The organism is Vibrio sp. MMH1-50, from assembly GCF_022347645.1.
Classification (GTDB): domain Bacteria; phylum Pseudomonadota; class Gammaproteobacteria; order Enterobacterales; family Vibrionaceae; genus Vibrio; species Vibrio harveyi.
The window spans coordinates 83382-103222 of sequence record NZ_JAKRGG010000012.1 but is presented as its reverse complement, the minus strand read 5'-3'; the positions used below and the strand labels follow the sequence as shown (position 1 = coordinate 103222).

The following is a 19841-nucleotide window of genomic DNA, read 5'->3' as shown; positions in this document are numbered from 1 at the left end:
TTCTGTTCCTTAGTTTTTGTCTAAGTTAGTATTAGGGTAAAGCTCGGTTACTTGTGTTTGGAGCTTGATGTTCTCCAGTTCTTCCTGACTGGTTAAGCCTACGCCAACTTGGCTAACTGCAAGAGCAGAAAGCGCGGTAGCGAAGCGGAGTAAATCGTTTTTCGGCATCATTTGCATGTGACCCCAGCACAAGCCCGCAACAAGCGTATCGCCTGCACCAACTGTGCTTACAACATTCATTCTTGGTGGTTGTGCGCGTAGCCATTCACCTTGGTTAAGCCACATCACACCGTCAGCGCCCATTGACACAACAATGTTCTCAATGCCTTTATCGCTAAGTGTTTGCGCCGCGGTTTGGCATTGCTCTGGTGTGGCTAGATGTTCGCCAACAAAATCACTGAGTTCTTCATCGTTTGGCTTGATCAACCAAGGATGCGCTTCGATACCTGCACGTAATGCGGCTTTACTGCTATCAAAAAGCACTTTCTTACCTTGTTGGTGCAGCGCTTCAATCCACGTTGCACATTGCTCTGCGCTTACGCCGCCAGGTAGGCTGCCGGCAAGAACAAAGTAATCGTGTGTTTCTGCAAGGCGGAATAGGGTTTGTTCAAAGCGAGCGATTTCTTCTGGCGTGACTTGCACACCAGGGAAGTTGATATCGCTGACTTGACCATCTGCCTCAACCAGTTTTACGTTGATGCGCGTTGCGCCTTCGACTTCAACAAACTCGTTGTGAACCTTGATGTCGTCGAAAAGCTGATGGAACAGTTCAGGATTGTCTTTGCCTAGAAAGCCAGTCACTGTCACGTCCGCACCTAAGTCACTCAGAACTTTGGCGACATTTACGCCTTTACCAGCAGCATGCAGATTGCTTTTATCTACTAGACTGACCGATCCCACTTTTAGTGAATCCAGTGAACCCGTTAGGTCAAGGGCAGGGTTAAGCGTAATGGTCACGACTTTGTTTGTTGCTTTTGTCGATGAAATTGTTGCTGTCATGAATCCGTCCCTTAACCTTCACCAAGACCAGAAGCGATTGCTTTACCGATGGATTCGAGAGCTTGTGCTGCGTCTGGACCTTCAGCAGAGAATTGAAGCTGGTGACCGTGTTTTACACCAAGCGCAATAACTTTCATTAGGCTCTTTGCGTTTACTGGTTTAGCATCGCCATCTAAATTAGCAACACGGATGGTTGATTCGAATTTCTTCGCTTCCGCGACCAGCATTGCGCCCGGACGAGCGTGCAAACCGTGCGCGTTCTTAATCTTGAACACTGCAGTGTTGCCATCTTCAGATGCTTCGCTTGCTACTTCTTCGCCTTTGAATAACGCTAGAACTTGTTCTGCAGAAGCATCAAGTAACTTGTTGTGTTCGTTGTTAAACACAAGCTTTGAAATTGTGCTTAGGATCGATTGGTGCGCGTTATTGCAAGCAGCAAACGCAACTAGAGCACGAACTTTCTCGCCTTCAAACTCACAGTCATTCGCTGTTGATACAAAAGAAACACCAGTGCGAGTTACTTGCTTATCGCTACCGACTAGCCACAGACCTTGACCAAGGTGCGTCGGTGTTTTCGTCACAAGATCCGCAACGAATTCTGCACCAGCACAACCTGTATTCTTAAGCAGACCACCCGCAACCGCGCTCATTTGAACCATGTCGCTTGCAGGGAAGAGAAGTTGAATTAGAGAGGCATCGAAATCTGCTTCTAGCTGAACGTCACCATGAAGTAGGGCAATGATGTCATCTTCGCTTTTCGCATTGCGTAAGCGCTCTTCAACACCGTCTGCGCCCAATACTTTTGTTAGCTGCTTTAGGATGCCCAAGTGCTCGTCTGATTTTGCCGCGATACCAATAGCGACGAAAACCTTATTGCCGTCACCCCATTCAACACCTTCTGGGAAGTGGTGAACCGCAACACCCGTGGTTTTAACCATTGAGCGTGTGTCTGTGGTGCCGTGAGGAATTGCGATGCCGTTACCCAAGAATGTTGAGTTTTGGTTTTCACGGTTTAGCATGCCCTCTACATAGCCTTGTTCTACCAGACCTTTGTCTGTCAGGCTTTGAGCGATGTTTTTAATCGCTTCAAACTTATCTGTAGCGGATTGAGATAGGGTAATGTCGTTCTTACTTAGCTTAAGCATGGTGCTTCTCCAGCCTTAAGGTATCTATTTCTAATTCATCTTGGCTACGCGGCTCGTTCTTCGATGCGTAACCTTGTTTATCTATTCTTTGCTGAACCGCTGTTCCTGTTAACCAGTATTGTTTGCTACGAAACTGCTTAACCTTAACAATAAACTGAATCGATTCAGCAATTGATCAAATTTTTTAAAACACTCAGCGAAACTGTTTTTAAAATCAAAACTTAATCATCCAGTGATTGATTGCCTATAAAGCCTAGCAAAGCAAACCTCACTTGCTGTTTTTTGGTGATTCCCGTCAATTTTTAAGTTTTGCTGAATCCTTTCAGCTTTTATACTGAATCGGTTCAGCATATAATTCAACTTATCGAAGGATCGTTGATGTATTAATATGATCCTGCGCACAGAATAGGGCTTAGAATATGACACTGGATGAAATAGCGAAATTAGCTGGGGTTTCAAAGACGACAGCAAGCTATGTGATTAACGGGAAAGCGCAGAAATACCGCATCAGCGAAAAGACTCAAAAGAAAGTCATGGCGGTGGTAGAGCAGCATAATTACAAACCGGATCACGCGGCTTCTTCTTTACGTGCGGGAAACTCGCGTTCGTTCGGTTTGATCATTCCAGACTTAGAGAACACCAGTTACGCACGTTTAGCAAAACTGATTGAGCAAAACTCTCGTAAAGCAGGTTACCAAATCCTGATTGGTTGCTCGGATGATAATCCGCAAACGGAAGAGAAAGTGGCTGAGGCATTGGTTAGCCGTCGTATTGACGCATTGTTTGTCGCAAGTAGCATGCCGGCTGCCAGTGAGTATTACTTAAAGCTGCAAAACTCGGGCACGCCAGTTATTGCACTTGACCGTCCAATGGATGATGAGCATTTTTGCTGTGTGATCAGTGAAGATTTTGACGCGGCATTTGAGTTGACTGAGTCGGTTTTGTCCTCTGAAATCAAATCGATTGGGCTTATTGGCGCTTTAGCAGAACTTCAAGTTTCTAAAGAGCGTGAATTGGGTTTTCGTTCTGCTTGTCAACAAGAAAACAAAGATGTGCTGGTAGGATATGGTCAGCATTTCTCGCGAGAAGAAGGCAAGAAAGTGCTAGAAAGTTGGATAGCGAATGACGAATTACCTGATGCGTTAGTGACTATGTCATACACCTTACTCGAAGGGGTGTTAGACGTTATGCTAGAAAAGCCGGAACTGATGGCGAAAGTGCGCCTAGCAACCTTTGGTGATAACCGTCTATTGGACTTTTTGCCAATCAAAATCAATTCTTTACCGCAGCAGTTTGAACTCATTGCCGACAGTGCGATGGAGTTGGCGCTTAATGCGTCTGCAAAACGCTACAAGGCTGGGGTTGAGTTGATTCCACGTAAGATTGTGAAACGCCACATCGACGCTAAAGCTTAATTTCTACCGTCAGCGCCACAAACGCGTGGTCGCTGGCGTTTTTATCTCGCTCAAAAGACGGGTTAATTAAGTGAGCATCCAGCACTTCATATCTCGTCACTTCCGCTATCGATATGCCTGCATGAGCATCGAATTCCTGCGATAGCAAGATGTAGTCCAACACATTTCCTTTTGCGAAGTGGTAATGCGTTGCTGGGCGTGGCTCCAGAGTTGGCGCTACTTGCAATTCCCACCCATCATTTAGTTGCAAATCAGTGACGCTGTCACCGTAATGTTCAATCAAAACCTTATTAACGCTTGTGGATGTGATGGCTTGGTTCATGTCTCCCATTAACACGGTGGGCATTGAGTTGCGTGCATACTGCTTTTGCATTGCGTCGCGTAGCGTGGCTGCTTCCCAACCGCGTTGTTGTGTTGATAGCCAACGCGCAATTGGTTTGCTTGCATCTGCAGGTGTCTCTGAATCAGCCGGTCTTTGTGATTTTAAATGCGTAACATAAATTGCAATATGCCCAATGATAGGGTGAACGATGATTGCTCGAATTGGTTTTCGGCTGAAAGGGGGCGCAGAGAAATCACCGAAGGCGTTGAGCGTTTCTTTATCGAAAGTGACGGCTTCATAACTTTCAATTGGGAAGCGGGACGCGATTGCCACTACAGGACGAGAGTAGATGTAGTCACCCTCAATATGCGGCGTATCGACACTGGCAAAGTACTGGTATCCCATTGTAGTAAAGAAGGCTTTGGTTTCTTCAATGCTGAACACTTCTTGTAAGCCGATGATATCCGGGGCGAGTTGCTCGAGCTGTGATTTTGTCCAAGTGAGTTTGTCCTGCCAGTCGTCGAGGGAGTAAATGTTCTCGAAGTCATAATACGCGCCAGGTGGAGCAACAAAGTTGAACAGATTGGCGGTGGCAAAGGTAATGCAGTTCTTATTAGACAAAATATTGCTCGTTCAAGGAGTTATTGGGTGAGTATATACCCAATTGGACAAGTTGAGTGAAGATCACGTTTCTATTTGTACGCATTCCGTTTAAACTCCGTTCATCAAGAAAAATGAGTAACGAACATGACCCAAGATTACGAACACGAAGAGTATTTAGAAGGCGAAGAGATTGAGATCGAAGCGATCGGTATCGACGTCGACGCGCACCCAATTGAACTGTACAAGCTTTTCAAAATCGCAAACTTGGTGAGTGGCGGTGGTGAAGCAAAACACATCATCGAAGAAGGTTATGTTGCGGTAAATGGTGAGCTAGAAACGCGCAAACGTCGCAAGATGTACGACGGCGATTTCTTCGAGTTCAACCAAGAATACTATGTTGTTGTGTGCGATGCGCCAGTAACTGAGCCAGAAACTGCGGAGCAAAAAGCAGAGAAGAAGGCGAAGAAGGACGCGCAAAACGCGCGTAAAGAAAAATCTCGTTCGAATAAGAATGAGAGAAAAGCTAAAGGTCCTCAATCGACGGGTCGTAAAGCGGCGCACAAAGAGCGTAAGGCACAGAAAGAAGCATTGTCTCAATCTGCCAAGAAAGGTAAGAAAGAAGACAAGCCTCAAGTGAGTCGCGATCCAAAGAGTGGGCGTAACTCTATCGACTTCTTCTAAGTGATTTACCTATAACACGGATAATTTCACAAGCGCCGCTTCGGTTATTGACCAAGGCGGCGCTTTTGTATTTTGCGGTTGTGGATTTGACTGATAAGAATTTGGGGCTGATTGGTTAGTGTAAAACTTCGCTGTTTTGCGCGTGTTTGGTCCAGTGGTTAATCGAGTTTGGCTTAGCTAGGTAAAAGCCTTGGTAGTAATCAAGATTAAGCGCTTGCATAGCGGAGAGCTGCATGTTTTCCTCAACCCCTTCAATAACAACTTTCGCATTCATCTCTTCAGCCAGTTCAACTGCATTGGCAATCGCAAGCGTATCGCCAGAGCAGTAATCAAGAAGGTAAGAACGGTCTATCTTGATAATGTCGGGACAAAGTTGCTTAACGCGTGACATATCGGAATGGTGGGAACCAAAGTCATCAATGGCGAAAAGAAAGCCATTAGCTCGCATTAGTTGTACCGCTTGGATCAGTAATTCAGTATCACCACACGACTCTTCAACCACCTCAAAGACCACATCAGAAGGTTCCATACCTAGCTCATGCAACCGCTTATACAGCAAACCGTTATCTTTAAAACCCATGTCTTTGGTCAGTGTTAATAAGGTTTGCGGCATGACGTTTAGAAATAGTTTTATCGGCGAACCTGCGAAATGACGTGCAAAGTTTCGGATATGAATTGCCCGAGATAGAAACTCCATACAAAGTCGGAAGTAGGTATCTATGCTGGCATCGGCAAAGAAAAGATCTGGACGAATGTTGGCTCCGTCTGCGCCTCGAATGCGCAATAGGGCTTCCATCCCGATCATGTTTTGGTGTTTATCGAAGATTGGTTGATAAACACTATGGAAAGTATATTGATTGAGCACGACGTAATATTCGCCAAGGCTGTCCTGCCTTATGTATTGCTCGTAATCGGACTGCTTCTTTAACTCCATGAAAAACGCCAAAAAAATAGCATGAGAGCGAATGTAACAGGATGGAATTCGGATTTGAAGCGCTAGGCTGTCTTAATTTTGAAGCCCTTTGAGTTAATTTGAAATAGATTCCGATTTTTTCTCGATGTATCTAAAAAACATTGATAGACCGAAACAAATCAGAAAGTAAACCAAGCCCACAATTAGCCAAATTTCAAAAATGTAACCGGAAGAGTTTGCCATCTCGGTACCAACGAAGGTCATTTCTTGAATCGAAATCAGTGAGACAATAGATGTGTCTTTGACTAAGGAGATAGTTTGGCCTGCCAATGCTGGCGTAATAGCTTTGAGCACTTGTGGGGCAATGATAAAGCGATATTTGACCCAACGAGATAAACCGAGAGAATCTGCGGCTTCCCACTGTCCTTTATCGACACTTTGTAAACCAGCACGAACCACCTCAGCAATGTAAGCGGAAGAGAGCAAGCCTACGCAGAGAACTCCTGACGCTAGGTTCTCCCACAAATTCGCTGGACCAAAGAAGAAGCTTTGTAGTGCATTGGGTTCGCCGCGATAGTTGCGAAGTAGATCTTCTAACCCAAGTAACGGGATTAACTGGTTTGAAATAAAAAAGTAGAAAATAAAGACGAATACCAATGGTGGAATATTTCTCACCAACTGAATAAACGCGTTGGCAGGTGTGCGAAACCAAGCCGATTCCGAGAAGCGGGCTAAGCCAAGTAGGGTGCCTAATATAAGTGCGAAGCTAATGCCCCATAAACTCAGGCGTAACGTTGAAATCAAGCCTTGAAAAAAATATGGCAGCCCACCATCAGCACGCGGAGTAAACAACAAATCAATGGCTTCTTTCCAATGCCAGATGTAGTTCACCCCTATGGTGGAGCGGTGGTAAAGCCAACCCCCAACTAACGCGCAGATGGCAAGCAACACCCAATCAAGTAGGTTAAAACGGTTTAAGAAAAAGCCTGACTTTGTTTTGGTTGGTGCAACACGAGTGGTGGTTTGTCCGCTCAAGGTTTGACTCCGATAGTAAAGCGAGGACCGACCCTTCATTCGAGTCGGTCTGTGTATTTGATGTATTAGTTTTTACGTTTATTGACCGTGTGCCACTTGGTCTTGCCAATCCAGTGTTGAGAACCAGTATTCGTAGCGCTCATCTAACCAACCGTCTTGGGTACGTGCTTCAATCCATTTGTTGAAGAAGGCTTTTTTGTCTTCTTCACCTAAGCGAACGGCAAAGGCTTCGTTACCTTTGGATAGACGCTCAGTAAATGGAATGAACAACTTATCCGCGTGTTTGATCGCTTCATGCTCAGGTTTAGGGCTCGATGCAATCACCGCATGTGCATTGCCGTTTAGAACTTCTTGGAATGCTTGTGCGTCATCATCAAATTGAAGGATTTTTGCTTTCGGGAATGTTTCACGCGCTACTTGAACGGTAAAAGCACCACGACGAGCTGCAATTTTCACTCGGCGAGAATCAAAGTCAGAAAACTCGCTAAAGCCAGCTGCCAGTTCTTTGTTCGCTGCAACTTGAACACCTGAGTGTGAGTAAGGTTCAGTGAACAGTACGCTCTTAGAACGTTCTGGAGTAATCGACATACCGCCAATGATAACGTCAAATTTCTTGGCTAGTAGAGCAGGGATGATACCGTCCCATGCTGTTGGTACGAACTCAACCTTCAGACCTGAATCTGCGGCTAGGCGTTTAGCGACATCAATTTCAAAGCCAATCAGTTCGCCTTGTTTATTTCGCATTGCCCAAGGTACGAATGTCGACATACCAACGCGAAGTGTGCCTCGTTCCTTGATTTGATCTACGTTTGGTGTTGCTGCTTGCTCATTGGCTAACGAAGGTAGAGCAATCGCAAGCCCCAATAATGCAGTAATGGTCGCTTTGAATAACTTCATGTTATCTCCTTATAATTTGCGCCAACTGGCTCCTAGTTTGTGTTCTAGCCAAGCGGATAAGCCAGAAAGTGATAATGTGAGAGCAAGGTAGATTGCTGCCACAGTAAACCAAATTTCAAATGGCATCGCCGTTTCCGATACGATGTTTCTTGCCTCGGTCGTTAAGTCGAATATTGCCATAACACTCACAATCGAAGAGTTTTTAATCAATGACACGACTTCGTTCGTCAATGGCGGCAGGGTGCGCTGGAGCACCTGCGGTAGGATCACGTCTTTGTATGCAAAGAAAGGCGATAAACCTAAGGTCTTCGCTGCTTCAAATTGACCTTTTGGAATGCTGTTCAAGCCTGCTCGGAAGATCTCTGCCGTATATGCACCTTGGAAAAGCGACAACGCCAACACCGCAGTGCTAAATCGATCTAAACCAATGACTGGTCCAAACACAAAGTAGAGCAGGTAAATTTGTACCAACAGCGGCGTATTACGAATCAGTTCCACATAAGCTGTGCCAATCGCGTTGCCTACTTTGGAATTGCTCAAACGCAATAAAGCGGTGATTAAACCAATGACCAAAGTGAAGAATAGACTAATGGCAGAGGTTTTTAAGGTAACGATGAGACCATCGACCAATTCTGCTGGCCACCATTCACCATCTTCGTAGAAGGCAATGTAGTCGGGCACGCGCTCCCATTGCCATTGGTAGCCCATGGCTTGAGCTCCTGAATCGAGCACCCAAATAATCGCAATCAAAAGAATCGCAATTTGTAATATGGCTTGTAAGACCGGTTTAAGGATTCGAACAACCATAGGCTAGTAGCTCAGGATTTGATTTAAGAATGCTTGCGTACGTGGGTGTTGTGGTGTTTCAAATAGTGCAACGGGGGAGTTCATCTCGATGATTTCACCTTCGTCCATAAACACAACACGATTCGCTACTTTCTTTGCAAAGCCCATTTCATGCGTCACACAAATCATGGTCATGCCGCTCTGGGCAAGTTCTACCATGACATCTAACACTTCGTTGATCATCTCTGGATCAAGTGCTGACGTTGGTTCGTCAAATAAGAGAAGGTCCGGCTCCATACAAAGCGAACGGGCAATGGCAACACGTTGCTGCTGACCGCCTGATAGTTGAATCGGATATTTGTTTGCTTGCTCTTCAATGTTGACGCGCTTGAGGTAGTGCATCGCTCGCTCTTCTGCTTCTTGCTTCGACAGTTTTAATGTACGAATTGGCGCGAGAGTAAGGTTTTCTAAAACGGTCAGATGCGGGAATAGATGGAAGTGTTGAAACACCATGCCGACTTTACCCGGCTTATGGGTTTTGGCGTTAGCTGGTTGCTCAAAGACGTTGAGTTCACCTTCTTGGATAGATTCTAAGTGATTGATACAACGAATAAGAGTGGATTTACCTGAACCGGAAGGACCACAAACAACAACGATTTCACCGGTATGTACTGAAAAATTAATATCTTTAAGTGCGTGGTATTCTCCATACCACTTGTTTACGCCGCTGAATTCAACAACGATATTTTTTTCTTTCAAGGCTGCCAACTTTTAGAATAAATTTCTTTCTACAATAACAAGTTATTAACCGTATTGCACCTGTTTATAAGGGTTAAACTGTCCAACTGGTGAGCAAATAACTCATTACAAAACTACCTGATAATGTAGTCAATTTTAAAGAAAACGGATCACTATCGCGAAGACAGACATGGTGATCAGAAACTGAGCTGAATAGTAGGTTGTCATGACGACTTGACGTGAAAATATCGAAGTGCTGCCAAAGCGCTCAAAGGCAAGCACAACGCCAGACATAGTGAAGATGAAACTGCCAAGCACCGCGAAAGCTGACGATTGTGTTTTACCACTTGCGTAATACTCCATCGCCATCCATAGCATCGTCATCAAAACAAAGATGTAGCTAGCAACGGACCATTTTTCTTTACCCAAGTCGGGCTTAAAGAATGAGTAAGCGCAAAGTCCAGCGCCGAATACAGCAAATGGGAGCCAAGGGGTGAAGTGCCAGGCTGCCATATTAATGAAGCCCAAGGCGTAACTGATCTGTGCGAGACAAAACAGTTTGATCCCAAAAACAAACTTATCTTTTGGGTGCATCATGATTAAATCACCGATCAGAGACAACGAAAGTCCGGAGATTACCCACTTTGTGTAGGGAAGGTGACTGGCTGGAGACATGAGTAACATGCCAATCATAGCGATGAGTGGCAGTGGTTTGGTCAGAAAGAACAGCCACTTTGGACCAGTCTTAATGCTGATGATATGTATGAGCGCACAAGCAATGACAATCAGCCACATACGATTAACTCTTGAATAGACGACATTACGCTCAATGTTTGATGAGCAAGCTAAAAAGGACACTTCGAATAGTAAGCACTTGGTTTGTTTTTAGTCATTGGCTTACATAAACACATCGAACTATCGCCTATTTGTTATTTTTCTAGCAGAAAAGTTCAATATTTATTGCATTGTCAGTGTTCGGCTAAATTAACATAAAAAAACGGTATTGTGTCTACGAGGACACAATACCGTTAAAAAAGGCAGTATTTTGATAGATTGAGTCGTTAAGCGACTGCTAGGTCAAGAATCTGGCGGCTGCTTTCAAGATCGATTGCTTGGTTTTCACCAAGAACAGTCATGCCATGTTTGCTCAGTTGTGCGATCACTGAGTCAATTGCTGCTTCGCGGTCATCACCGTAACCTTCTAATTGTGTTGCTACACCTAGTTGGTGGTAGAAAGCTTCGATCGCTTGGATCGTGCGCTCTGCCAAATCATCACCATCAGACAAACCAAATACGTTGCGACCCATTTGCTCAAGCTTAGGACGCTTAAACTGCATTTGGTTGCGAAGTAGGGATGGTTGAATGATTGCAAGTGAACGAGCGTGGTCAACATGCCACAATGCTGTAAGTTCGTGACCGATCATATGCGTTGCCCAGTCTTGTGGAACACCACTACCAATTAGACCGTTGAGTGCTTGGTTTGCTGTCCACATCAGGTTTGCGCGCCATTGGTCGTTGTCACGTTCTTCAAACTGTTCGCCCAGAACTTTTAGGTTTTTCAGTAGTGCTTCTGCATAGCCGTCTTGAACCATTGCACCAGTAGGCAGTGTTAGGTACTGCTCACAAACGTGTACCCATGCATCTACAACACCGTTGATCAACTGACGCTCTGGGAGTGTTTTCATTACATCAGGATCAAGGACCGCAAATTTAGGCTGCACGGCAGGAGCAAGAAACGCCAATTTATCTTGAGTTTCCTTTTTGGTGATAACTGCGCCCATGTTTGATTCTGAGCCAGTAGCTGGAAGTGTCAAAATCGCGGCTAGTGGTGTCGCTTCAGTCACTTGATGTTTGCCAACCATGATGTCCCAGCCATCACCGTCGTATTTTGCCGATGCTGCGACGTACTTAGAACCATCAATAACCGAACCACCACCTACGGCAAGGATAAAATCAACGTTTTGTTCTTTTACGATTGCAACGGCTTTATCTAGCGTTTCTTTGGTTGGGTTTGGCTCTACACCTGAGAACTCAAGCCACTCGCGGCCTTCTAGAGCTTGCGCGACTTGGTCGTAAACACCGTTCTTCTTAATTGAACCGCCACCATAAATGACAAGTACTTTTTGACCGGTAGGGATCGCGTTTGTAATTGCGGCGATTTGACCTTGTCCGAAGAAGATTTGAGTTGGGTTGACGTATGAAAAGTTCATTATTAGACCTCTTGCTTCCATTGTGAGGAGAGTGAATACATGCATATTAGTACGCGTTGATGCGCCTTAGTAGGTCGATTTCTGTAATTTTTTTGCCTATTTCTACAAATGTGCGTTCGTTGTGCTGGAACTATAATCAGAACTCCAAGTATAGTGCGTGGAAAGTTATTGGAGTGACACAATGAAGACACTTGCTCAGATCATGCAACAGTACGCCACTAAATTTGATTTGGACAAATTAGAAGGCATTAAAGAAACCGCTATTGACGGCGTGTGGTTTTATCGCAGTAGCAAAGGCAACAACCGCCAACCTTTTGTTTATCAATCTGGAATCATTGTTCTCGGGCAGGGACACAAGAACATCCATATCGGTCAGACGCCAGTTCGCTATGGACCAGATGACTATTTGGTGGTTGGAGTTCCTATGCCTTTAGAATGTGAAGCCATTGCCGTCGATAATGAGCCGTTGCTCGGGATTTCAATTGATATCTCGCCTGCGATGCTGCAAAAGCTGGTAAAGAAACTGGAATCGCAACGCTTTAGTAATGTATGTGAAGACGAGACCCGTTGTGGTTTGAAGTCAGTTCGAATGAATGAGCAGATGCTGGATGCGTGTAAACGTTTGATGACGGCTTTGTGCGATGATCTTGAAGTTGCAATGCTTGGCGACATGTTACTGGAAGAGATTGTCTATCGAACATTAGTGAGTGAGTCAGGGCATGTTTTGTTCGAATTAGCACATCAAGAAGGGTCATACGCTCGCGTGGCGAAAGCGCTTAACCGCGTTCATCAAGAGTACCATGAACAACTAAATGTTCAGACGCTAGCTGAAGAAGCGAACATGAGTGTTTCAGCGTTTCATCAAGCCTTTCGAAGCGTAACGCTTGAATCACCTCTGCAATACATCAAAAAGGTTCGCTTAAATAAAGCACGCGAATTAATTCAGTTAGAAGGAAGACGGGTAAACGATGCAGCACGTTTAGTTGGTTACACTAGCCCATCACAGTTCAGTCGAGAGTACAAGCGCCACTTTAACGAAACTCCAAGATCAACAAAGGCTTAGTGATCTTTATTTCAAAATTACGACTTTTTTCGTCTTTTTTAATAAATTGCGATCGACATATTTATTTGAGTAATAAAATTAGTTATTGGTGCAAAATAAGATGTCTTTTGTTGCAACGTTTTAGTGGATTCTTGAGAGGTGTTGCTGAAAATTTATAAATATATAGTGTGAAACTCTGTAGTTGTACTTAAGTTATTTTACGTCGAAACAAAAGTAATAGTGCGCGGTAGTTAAGCGTATTTTGTATTGTATTAACAATAACTTAAGGAAGAGCAATATGCACCTTAGAAACGGGAAAGCAGTGAAGAGTGTATTTACACTCAGTACGTTAACTGCATCTTGTCTAATGGCTTTCAACACCTATGCGGCGGTTGATTGTGCCCCTCTAGAAGTTTGGGACTCGTCAAAGGTTTACAATGGCGGTGACCAAGTTCAACACGAAAACAACGCTTACAAAGCGCGTTATTGGACCCAAAACAACAACCCTGCGCAATCAGGTCAGTGGGGTGAATGGGAAAACCTAGGCGCATGTGGTGATACGGGACCTATCGATCCACCTGTGAATGAAGTACCGACGGTTACGTTAACATCACCTTCTGCGTCGGCTTCGATCACCGCCGGTGACGTGGTTAACTTAGCTGCGGATGCCTTAGATACTGACGGCACAATCAGTAAAGTTGAGTTCTTTGTTGATGGTGCGCTGGTTGGCACTGCAACAGCAGCGCCTTTCACGGCTTCATGGACGGCAACTGAAGGTGCTCACGAGTTCTCTACCAAAGCGTATGATGACAAAAATGCAGTGAGTGCGGTTAGTGCTGTCACTCTTAATGTAAATGCAGGTCAGCCAGGCAACGAAGCCCCAACCGTTGATGTTGCTCTATCTGCAACTTCTATCGAACTTGGTGGCTCAGTCACGGTAACTGCGAATGCTGCTGATGCAGATGGCACAGTCGCTAAAGTTGAATTCTTCGCTGCGGGTGCGTTGATCGGCACCGCAACAGCAGCACCTTATGCCGTTGACTTTATGCCTGCACAAGCGGGTAGTGTATCTGTTTACGCGAAAGCAACGGACGATGCTGGCGCAACAACAGATTCTTCACTTGTTTCATTGACCGTCAATGGCGGCGCAGTGACGTCGAACTGTCGTCCTGACGGTCTGTACCAAACAGCGGGTCTAGATGTTCCTTACTGTACTATTTACGACGAAGAAGGTCGTGAAAAAATGGGTGCCGACCACCCACGTCGTGTCATCGGTTACTTTACTAGCTGGCGTAGTGGTGATGACCCACAAGCCGCATATCTAGTTAAAGACATCCCTTGGGATCAACTAACTCACATCAACTACGCGTTCGTAAGCATCGGCTCTGACGGTAAAGTTAATGTTGGGGATGTGAATGATCCAACTAACCCTGCGACGGGCAAAACGTGGCCGGGTGTTGAAGTAGATCCAGCGCTAGGCTTTAAAGGTCATTTTGGTGCATTAGCGACTTACAAACAGAAACACGATGTTAAGACTTTGATTTCTATTGGTGGTTGGGCTGAAACGGGTGGTCACTTCGGTGCAGACGGTAACCGTGTTGCTGACGGTGGCTTCTACACGATGACGACTAACGCAGACGGTTCAATCAACCATGCGGGTATCGAGAAGTTTGCGACATCTGCTGTTGAAATGATGCGTACATACAAGTTCGACGGTCTAGACATTGACTACGAGTACCCAACTTCTATGGCAGGTGCGGGTAATCCTTACGATAAAGACTTCATGGAACCACGTCGTCCATACTTGTGGGCGTCTTACCAAGAACTTATGAAAGTGCTTCGTGAAAAGTTGGATGCAGCATCAGCACAAGATGGTCATCACTACATGCTAACGATTGCAGCGCCTTCTTCAGGTTACTTGCTACGTGGTATGGAAACCTTCGACGTTACTAAGTACCTAGATTACGTAAACATCATGTCTTACGACTTACACGGTGCTTGGAACGACCACGTTGGTCATAACGCGGCACTGTTCGATACAGGTAAAGACTCTGAGCTAGCACAGTGGAATGTATATGGCACTGCGGCTTACGGTGGTATCGGCTACTTGAACACGGATTGGGCATACCATTACTTCCGCGGTTCAATGCCGGCTGGTCGTATTAACATTGGTGTTCCTTACTATACTCGTGGTTGGCAAGGTGTGACAGGTGGTGAAAACGGCCTTTGGGGTCGTGCAGCATTACCAAACCAGTCTGAATGTGCGCCTGGTACAGGTGAAGGTGAGAAGAACAACTGTGGTCACGGTGCTCTAGGTATCGATAACATGTGGCACGATACTGACCCTAAAGGCAACGAAATGGGCGCAGGTTCTAACCCAATGTGGCACGCGAAGAACCTAGAGAAAGGCATTTGGGGTTCCTATGCTCAAGCGTATGGTCTAGATCCAGTTAACGACCCTTCAGACCAATTGGTTGGTACCTACACGCGTAACTATGATGATGTTGCGGTAGCTCCATGGCTATGGAACGCAGAGAAGAGCGTATTCCTTTCAACAGAAGATAAAGCGTCTGTTGAAGTGAAAGCGGACTACGTTATCGATAAAGAGATCGGCGGTATCATGTTCTGGGAGCTTGCGGGTGACTACAACTGTTACGTACTAGATGCGAACGGCAACCGTACAACGATAGATGCAACTGAACAAGCGTGTGCTGCAGGTAATGGTGAGTACCACATGGGTAACACGATGACCAAGGCGATTTACGATAAGTTTAAGTCTGCAACGCCTTACGGAAACAAGATCGCGACAGGTCCGATTCCAACAGAAGCAGTAGACATCGCTGTTAGCGTTGGTGGCTTTAAAGTTGGTGACCAAAACTACCCAATCAATCCTAAGATCACGTTTACGAACAACACTGGTCAAGCGATTCCTGGTGGTACAGAATTCCAGTTTGACATTCCTGTATCAGCACCGGATAACGCGAAAGATCAATCTGGTGGTGGTCTAAGTGTGATTGCTTCTGGTCACACTCGTGCAAACAACATCGGTGGTCTAGATGGTGTTATGCATCGCGTATCTTTCTCTCTACCTGCATGGAAAGACTTACCAGCAGGCGGTACTTACGAGCTCGATATGGTTTACTACCTACCAATCTCTGGTCCTGCTAATTACACCGTAATTTCTGGCGGTAAAGAGTTTGCGTTTAAGTTTGAGCAACCAGATCTACCAATTGGTGACTTAAACTCTGGCACCGGTGGTGGTGGCGGTACTGAGCCTGGTACTTGTGACACTGCAGGGTTAGTTACTTACCCAGATCTGCCACAAACTGATTGGCAAGGTAACCCAAGCCACGCTAACCAAGGTGACAAAGTGATTCACAATGGTGTGGTATACCAAGCAAACTGGTGGACTGCATCAGAGCCGGGTAGTGATGGTAGCTGGTCAACAGTATGTAATATCTAATCCAAATTGAGTGGATGATAAAAGCGCGCGATTTACATCGCGCGCTTTTTTATTTGGTGAGTTTGGTTTTTCTCTATTGATGATTACATGAGAGCAAAAAAGCTAGAACTGGTAACCTTCCGGAATAACTACGATGCCTTTTTCAGAAACATGGAATCGCTTTGCGTCTTCAATTTTGTTTATTCCAATTTGAGTATGAGGGGGAATTCGAACGTGCTTGTCGATAATACAACTCACCAACTGACAGCCTTCTCCAACTTCGACATCATCAAAAATAATGCTATCTACGACAGTTGCACTATCATGAATGCGCACATTTGATGCGATCACTGAGTGCTGAACAGACCCTCCCGAATTGATAACGCCATTGGCGATGATTGAGTTTATAAAAATACCTTCATTACCTGTGGCTGATGAAACGGTTCTTGCTGGTGGAAATTGCGCTTCATAAGTGCGAATCGCCCAGTTAGGCTGATACAAATTCATTGGTGGTACGGGTTCTAAAAGGTCCATATTGGCTTCATAGAAAGAGTCAATCGTACCTACATCGCGCCAGTAGCAATCTTTGTCTACACGACCTTTACTGCCACAGAATTTATAAGCGTAAACGGATTGAGTATCGATGAGCTTTGGGATGATGTCTTTGCCAAAGTCATGGTTGGAATCGTCGAGTTTCGCATCTTGTTCAAGAGCGTCTTGTAGTACGTCCATATCAAAAATATAGATACCCATAGAAGCCAAGCTTTGAGTTGGATCATCTGGCAGAGTAGGTGGGTTTTCTGGTTTTTCGACGAAAGATTCGACCAAACCATTCTCTTTGATGCCCATGACCCCAAAGGCGGTTGCATCTTCAACAGGAACATCCATACAAGCGACCGTTAACTTCGCACCGTTTTCTTTATGCTCTTCGAGCATCGCTGCGTAATCCATGCGGTAGATATGGTCACCAGAAAGAACGACGACGTACTTTGCATCGTTTCGCGAAAGTAGCCACATATTGTGGTAGATCGCATCGGCTGTACCTTCGTACCATGCACCACCTTTGCGCATTTGAGGTGGAACTGCCGTTATGTACTCACCAAGTTCGGGATTAAAGATGGACCAACCATCTCGCAAGTGTTTCTGTAGTGAATGTGATTTGTATTGAGTGAGAACCAATATCTTGCGTAAACCAGAATGAAGACAGTTAGTTAGCGTGAAATCAATGATACGATACTTACCGCCAAAAGGAACCGCTGGCTTGGCTCTATCATCGGTGAGAGGGCTTAACCTTGACCCCATACCACCGGCTAAAATTACCGCGAGTGCATCTTGCATAATCTTCCCTTTCCCTTATCTTACGTGCCTCGAAAGCGCTCTAAAGCCTGAGGAGTTAGCCAACTGCTGATTGCTATTCGATGTGCACAGTGAGTGTCCTTTGGTTTTTAGAAATCGTTTTGTTATATACCCTAGTACAAGATTCGAGCCATAGAATTTTATCAATGAAATCAATATATTTTGATAAATGAAGCGTTAACTTTGCACTACATTAGGGAGTGGGGAAATATGTCGTGCACTAAATTGGTGAGGTCGGAGTGGCCAAAGGTTGTCTATAACCCGATTTACAATGTAAAGCGGCGTTAAAACAATGAGGTAATGTGGGACGAGCAGAAATTAAAACAGGAGCTCAAAGGCTCCTGTCCATTGTAGAAAACAGCAGTGAGGTTATGACAGACCGATGATGTTACCTTGATCATCAAGGTCTAAGTTCATAAATGCAGGTTTGTCTGGTAGCCCTGGCATGGTCATGACGTTTCCTGAAAGTGCGTATACAAAGCCTGCTCCGGCACACAAGCGAAGTTCGCGAATCGGAACGTTAAAGCCACTAGGTGCGCCTTTAATTGCTGAATCTGTACTGAGCGACAACGGCGTTTTAGCAATGCACACAGCTAAGCCGTCAAAGCCAAGCGTTTCAAAGTGCTTGAGCTGCTGTTTTGCTAGATCACTCATCTCGATATTTGATGCACCATAACCAGCTTCACAGACCGCCATCAGCTTTTCTTTCAATGATTGCTCTTTCGTGTAAAGAGGGGTGAACTCCGATGGATTCTCGCATGCTTCAACAACATGCTTAGCAAGCTCAACGGCACCGTCACCGCCTTTTGCAAATGCGGTGCTGATGGCAACTTTTACTTCAGGATTAAAGCGTTCTATTAAAGACTCTAATTCAGACAGCTCTTCTACAGAATCTTGCGGAAATTGGTTGATCGCAACGACAGCAGGAATACCGTATTTATGAACATTATTGATGTGCCATTTCAGGTTTTCAAACCCTGCTTCTAATGCCGCTTGATCGGGGTTGAAAATCGAATCCGGAATAGCCATGCCCGGACGCAAATCGTAGTGACCGGAGTTTGCTTTTAGGCCGCGTAATGTCGCAACAATCACAACACAATCAGGAGCTCGACCAGCCGCCGCCGCTTTTATATTACAAGCTTTTTCGAACCCCATGTCTGAACCAAAACCTGCCTCAGTGACAACGTAACTTGATAGTTTAAGAGCAATTTCGTCTGCAATGATAGAGGAATTACCGTGAGCGATATTAGCAAATGGACCTGCATGAATAAGGGTTGGCACACCTTCTAGAGTCTGCATTAATGTTGGAGCTATTGTCTCTTTGAGTGTGACAGCCATTGCACCTGCGACTTGCAAGTCTTCTGTGGTAACCGGTTGTCCCTCGATATCGTATGCCACGACAATACGCCCAATACGCTGACGTAAGTCTTTAAGATCTTTTGCTAGGGCAAGGATAGCCATAAGCTCAGAGGCTGCGGAGATATCAAAACCTTCACTACGTTCAAAACCGTTAATGATCTTGCCTTCTTCATTCAGACCAATCTTCACCATGCGTAGTGCACGATCGTTGTGGTCCATTACACGTTTCCACGTGATTCGGTCAACATCGATTTTAAGTGCTTTTAGTCCAGTTCGTGCCTCGAACGCCGCGTAGCCTTCTCGTTGCTCGTGATAGAGACGAGCGTCAAGCGCGGCGGACGCAAGGTTATGCGCTGCGGTAACCGCGTGGATATCACCAGTGAGGTGCAGGTTTAACTCCTCCATTGGTGCAACTTGAGAGTAACCGCCGCCAGCAGCCCCACCTTTAACGCCAAATACTGGACCCATTGACGGTTGACGAATACATGCCATGACCGATTGATTGATTTTAGATAGCCCCTGAGATAAGCCGATTGTTGTAACGGTCTTACCTTCACCCAAAGGAGTAGGGGTAATCGCAGTGACCAACACTAACTTCCCGCCTTGATTTGTATTGAGGCGCTCAAGACATTGGGGATGAACTTTAGCTTTGTGTTTTCCGTGTGTATCAAATTCGTGCGGCAAAAGACCTGCATTTGCTGCGACAGTAGCGATAGAAGACAACGGTGTGTTTCGGCAAATTTCAATATCAGACTGCATGGATACTCCAAAAAAATGGCTAACACGTGGCGTTCAACATCAAGCAATCGAAAGACTGTATTGCTGTTGCGCAAACGTTTGCGCGAGAATAATACTGGTAAAATAAGAGGTGTAAAGCAGTTCGTGCGCCTTAGCGTGC

The 19841-nt window shown here is 45.3% G+C and carries 16 protein-coding genes; 4 read left to right on the top strand and 12 right to left on the bottom strand.

Features of this window, described 5'->3' with window-relative positions; translation table 11 throughout:
- Nucleotides 1-9 precede the first annotated feature (9 nt).
- Together pfkB and fruB are read right to left on the bottom strand one after the other, a co-directional pair.
- Complete coding sequence (pfkB, locus tag MHO32_RS11845; RefSeq protein ID WP_239212095.1) at nt 10-999, bottom strand: 1-phosphofructokinase; 990 nt, start codon at nt 997-999, stop codon at nt 10-12.
- An 11-nt stretch (nt 1000-1010) separates the two neighbouring features.
- Complete coding sequence (fruB, locus tag MHO32_RS11840) at nt 1011-2144, bottom strand: fused PTS fructose transporter subunit IIA/HPr protein (RefSeq protein ID WP_005451672.1); 1134 nt, start codon at nt 2142-2144, stop codon at nt 1011-1013.
- Nucleotides 2145-2563: 419 nt separating this feature from the next.
- On the opposite strand from fruB, the gene cra reads away from it, so the two are divergent.
- Nucleotides 2564-3559 carry a catabolite repressor/activator gene (gene cra / locus MHO32_RS11835; protein ID WP_239212092.1) on the top strand — a complete coding sequence of 332 codons (996 nt, stop codon included), beginning with the start codon at nt 2564-2566 and terminating at the stop codon, nt 3557-3559.
- Here the strand turns inward: cra and MHO32_RS11830 are convergent.
- Entirely contained in the window at nt 3549-4502 is a 954-nt protein-coding gene (locus MHO32_RS11830) for an endonuclease/exonuclease/phosphatase family protein (protein ID WP_239212089.1), read from the bottom strand. The genes cra and MHO32_RS11830 overlap by 11 nt on opposite strands.
- A gap of 126 nt (nt 4503-4628) precedes the next feature.
- On the opposite strand from MHO32_RS11830, the gene MHO32_RS11825 reads away from it, so the two are divergent.
- Nucleotides 4629-5165, top strand: a complete 537-nt coding sequence (locus tag MHO32_RS11825; RefSeq protein WP_061066399.1) for an RNA-binding S4 domain-containing protein — start codon at nt 4629-4631, stop codon at nt 5163-5165.
- 115 nt (nt 5166-5280) lie between these two features.
- Here the strand turns inward: MHO32_RS11825 and MHO32_RS11820 are convergent, their stop codons facing one another.
- The 7 genes from MHO32_RS11820 to MHO32_RS11790 form a co-directional block, all read right to left on the bottom strand.
- Nucleotides 5281-6099 (bottom strand): EAL domain-containing protein, encoded by an 819-nt coding sequence (locus MHO32_RS11820; protein WP_009696716.1) that lies wholly within the window; start codon nt 6097-6099, stop codon nt 5281-5283.
- Between the two features lie 93 nt (nt 6100-6192).
- Nucleotides 6193-7113, bottom strand: a complete 921-nt coding sequence (locus MHO32_RS11815) for an amino acid ABC transporter permease (protein WP_239212087.1) — start codon at nt 7111-7113, stop codon at nt 6193-6195.
- A 78-nt stretch (nt 7114-7191) separates the two neighbouring features.
- On the bottom strand, nt 7192-8010 hold the full coding sequence (locus tag MHO32_RS11810) for a transporter substrate-binding domain-containing protein (RefSeq protein ID WP_005451692.1): 819 nt from the start codon (nt 8008-8010) through the stop codon (nt 7192-7194).
- Nucleotides 8011-8019: 9 nt separating this feature from the next.
- The gene (locus MHO32_RS11805) at nt 8020-8817 is read right to left on the bottom strand and encodes an amino acid ABC transporter permease (RefSeq protein WP_239212084.1); all 798 of its coding nucleotides are present in this window, start codon (nt 8815-8817) and stop codon (nt 8020-8022) included.
- 3 nt (nt 8818-8820) lie between these two features.
- Nucleotides 8821-9555 (bottom strand): amino acid ABC transporter ATP-binding protein, encoded by a 735-nt coding sequence (locus MHO32_RS11800; RefSeq protein WP_005451695.1) that lies wholly within the window; start codon nt 9553-9555, stop codon nt 8821-8823.
- A 135-nt stretch (nt 9556-9690) separates the two neighbouring features.
- Nucleotides 9691-10329 carry a lysoplasmalogenase gene (locus MHO32_RS11795; RefSeq protein WP_005451697.1) on the bottom strand — a complete coding sequence of 213 codons (639 nt, stop codon included), beginning with the start codon at nt 10327-10329 and terminating at the stop codon, nt 9691-9693.
- 266 nt (nt 10330-10595) lie between these two features.
- Nucleotides 10596-11744, bottom strand: coding sequence for an iron-containing alcohol dehydrogenase (locus MHO32_RS11790; protein WP_005451698.1), 1149 nt, complete (start codon nt 11742-11744; stop codon nt 10596-10598).
- Between the two features lie 181 nt (nt 11745-11925).
- On the opposite strand from MHO32_RS11790, the gene MHO32_RS11785 reads away from it, so the two are divergent.
- Nucleotides 11926-12807: an AraC family transcriptional regulator gene (locus MHO32_RS11785; RefSeq protein WP_239212081.1), complete on the top strand. Its 882-nt coding sequence runs from the start codon at nt 11926-11928 to the stop codon at nt 12805-12807.
- Nucleotides 12808-13084: 277 nt separating this feature from the next.
- A complete protein-coding gene (locus MHO32_RS11780) occupies nt 13085-16249 on the top strand; it encodes a chitinase C-terminal domain-containing protein (RefSeq protein WP_239212079.1) in 3165 nt (1054 codons plus the stop codon).
- A 102-nt stretch (nt 16250-16351) separates the two neighbouring features.
- Here the strand turns inward: MHO32_RS11780 and glgC are convergent, their stop codons facing one another.
- Complete coding sequence (glgC, locus tag MHO32_RS11775; RefSeq protein WP_049537298.1) at nt 16352-17566, bottom strand: glucose-1-phosphate adenylyltransferase; 1215 nt, start codon at nt 17564-17566, stop codon at nt 16352-16354.
- Between the two features lie 387 nt (nt 17567-17953).
- Nucleotides 17954-19702, bottom strand: a complete 1749-nt coding sequence (locus MHO32_RS11770) for a formate--tetrahydrofolate ligase (RefSeq protein ID WP_239212065.1) — start codon at nt 19700-19702, stop codon at nt 17954-17956.
- Nucleotides 19703-19841 lie beyond the last annotated feature (139 nt).

Excerpts from the sequence above, each read along its gene's own strand:
- MHO32_RS11790 (WP_005451698.1), bottom strand. The coding sequence starts at position 11,744 with ATGAACTTTTCATACGTCAACCCAACTCAAATCTTCTTCGGACAAGGT.
- MHO32_RS11785 (WP_239212081.1), top strand. The coding sequence starts at position 11,926 with ATGAAGACACTTGCTCAGATCATGCAACAGTACGCCACTAAATTTGAT.
- MHO32_RS11810 (WP_005451692.1), bottom strand. The coding sequence starts at position 8,010 with ATGAAGTTATTCAAAGCGACCATTACTGCATTATTGGGGCTTGCGATT.
- MHO32_RS11825 (WP_061066399.1), top strand. The coding sequence starts at position 4,629 with ATGACCCAAGATTACGAACACGAAGAGTATTTAGAAGGCGAAGAGATT.
- MHO32_RS11780 (WP_239212079.1), top strand. The coding sequence starts at position 13,085 with ATGCACCTTAGAAACGGGAAAGCAGTGAAGAGTGTATTTACACTCAGT.
- fruB (WP_005451672.1), bottom strand. The coding sequence starts at position 2,144 with ATGCTTAAGCTAAGTAAGAACGACATTACCCTATCTCAATCCGCTACA.
- glgC (WP_049537298.1), bottom strand. The coding sequence starts at position 17,566 with ATGCAAGATGCACTCGCGGTAATTTTAGCCGGTGGTATGGGGTCAAGG.
- pfkB (WP_239212095.1), bottom strand. The coding sequence starts at position 999 with ATGACAGCAACAATTTCATCGACAAAAGCAACAAACAAAGTCGTGACC.
- cra (WP_239212092.1), top strand. The coding sequence starts at position 2,564 with ATGACACTGGATGAAATAGCGAAATTAGCTGGGGTTTCAAAGACGACA.
- MHO32_RS11795 (WP_005451697.1), bottom strand. The coding sequence starts at position 10,329 with ATGTGGCTGATTGTCATTGCTTGTGCGCTCATACATATCATCAGCATT.
- MHO32_RS11805 (WP_239212084.1), bottom strand. The coding sequence starts at position 8,817 with ATGGTTGTTCGAATCCTTAAACCGGTCTTACAAGCCATATTACAAATT.
- MHO32_RS11770 (WP_239212065.1), bottom strand. The coding sequence starts at position 19,702 with ATGCAGTCTGATATTGAAATTTGCCGAAACACACCGTTGTCTTCTATC.
- MHO32_RS11820 (WP_009696716.1), bottom strand. The coding sequence starts at position 6,099 with ATGGAGTTAAAGAAGCAGTCCGATTACGAGCAATACATAAGGCAGGAC.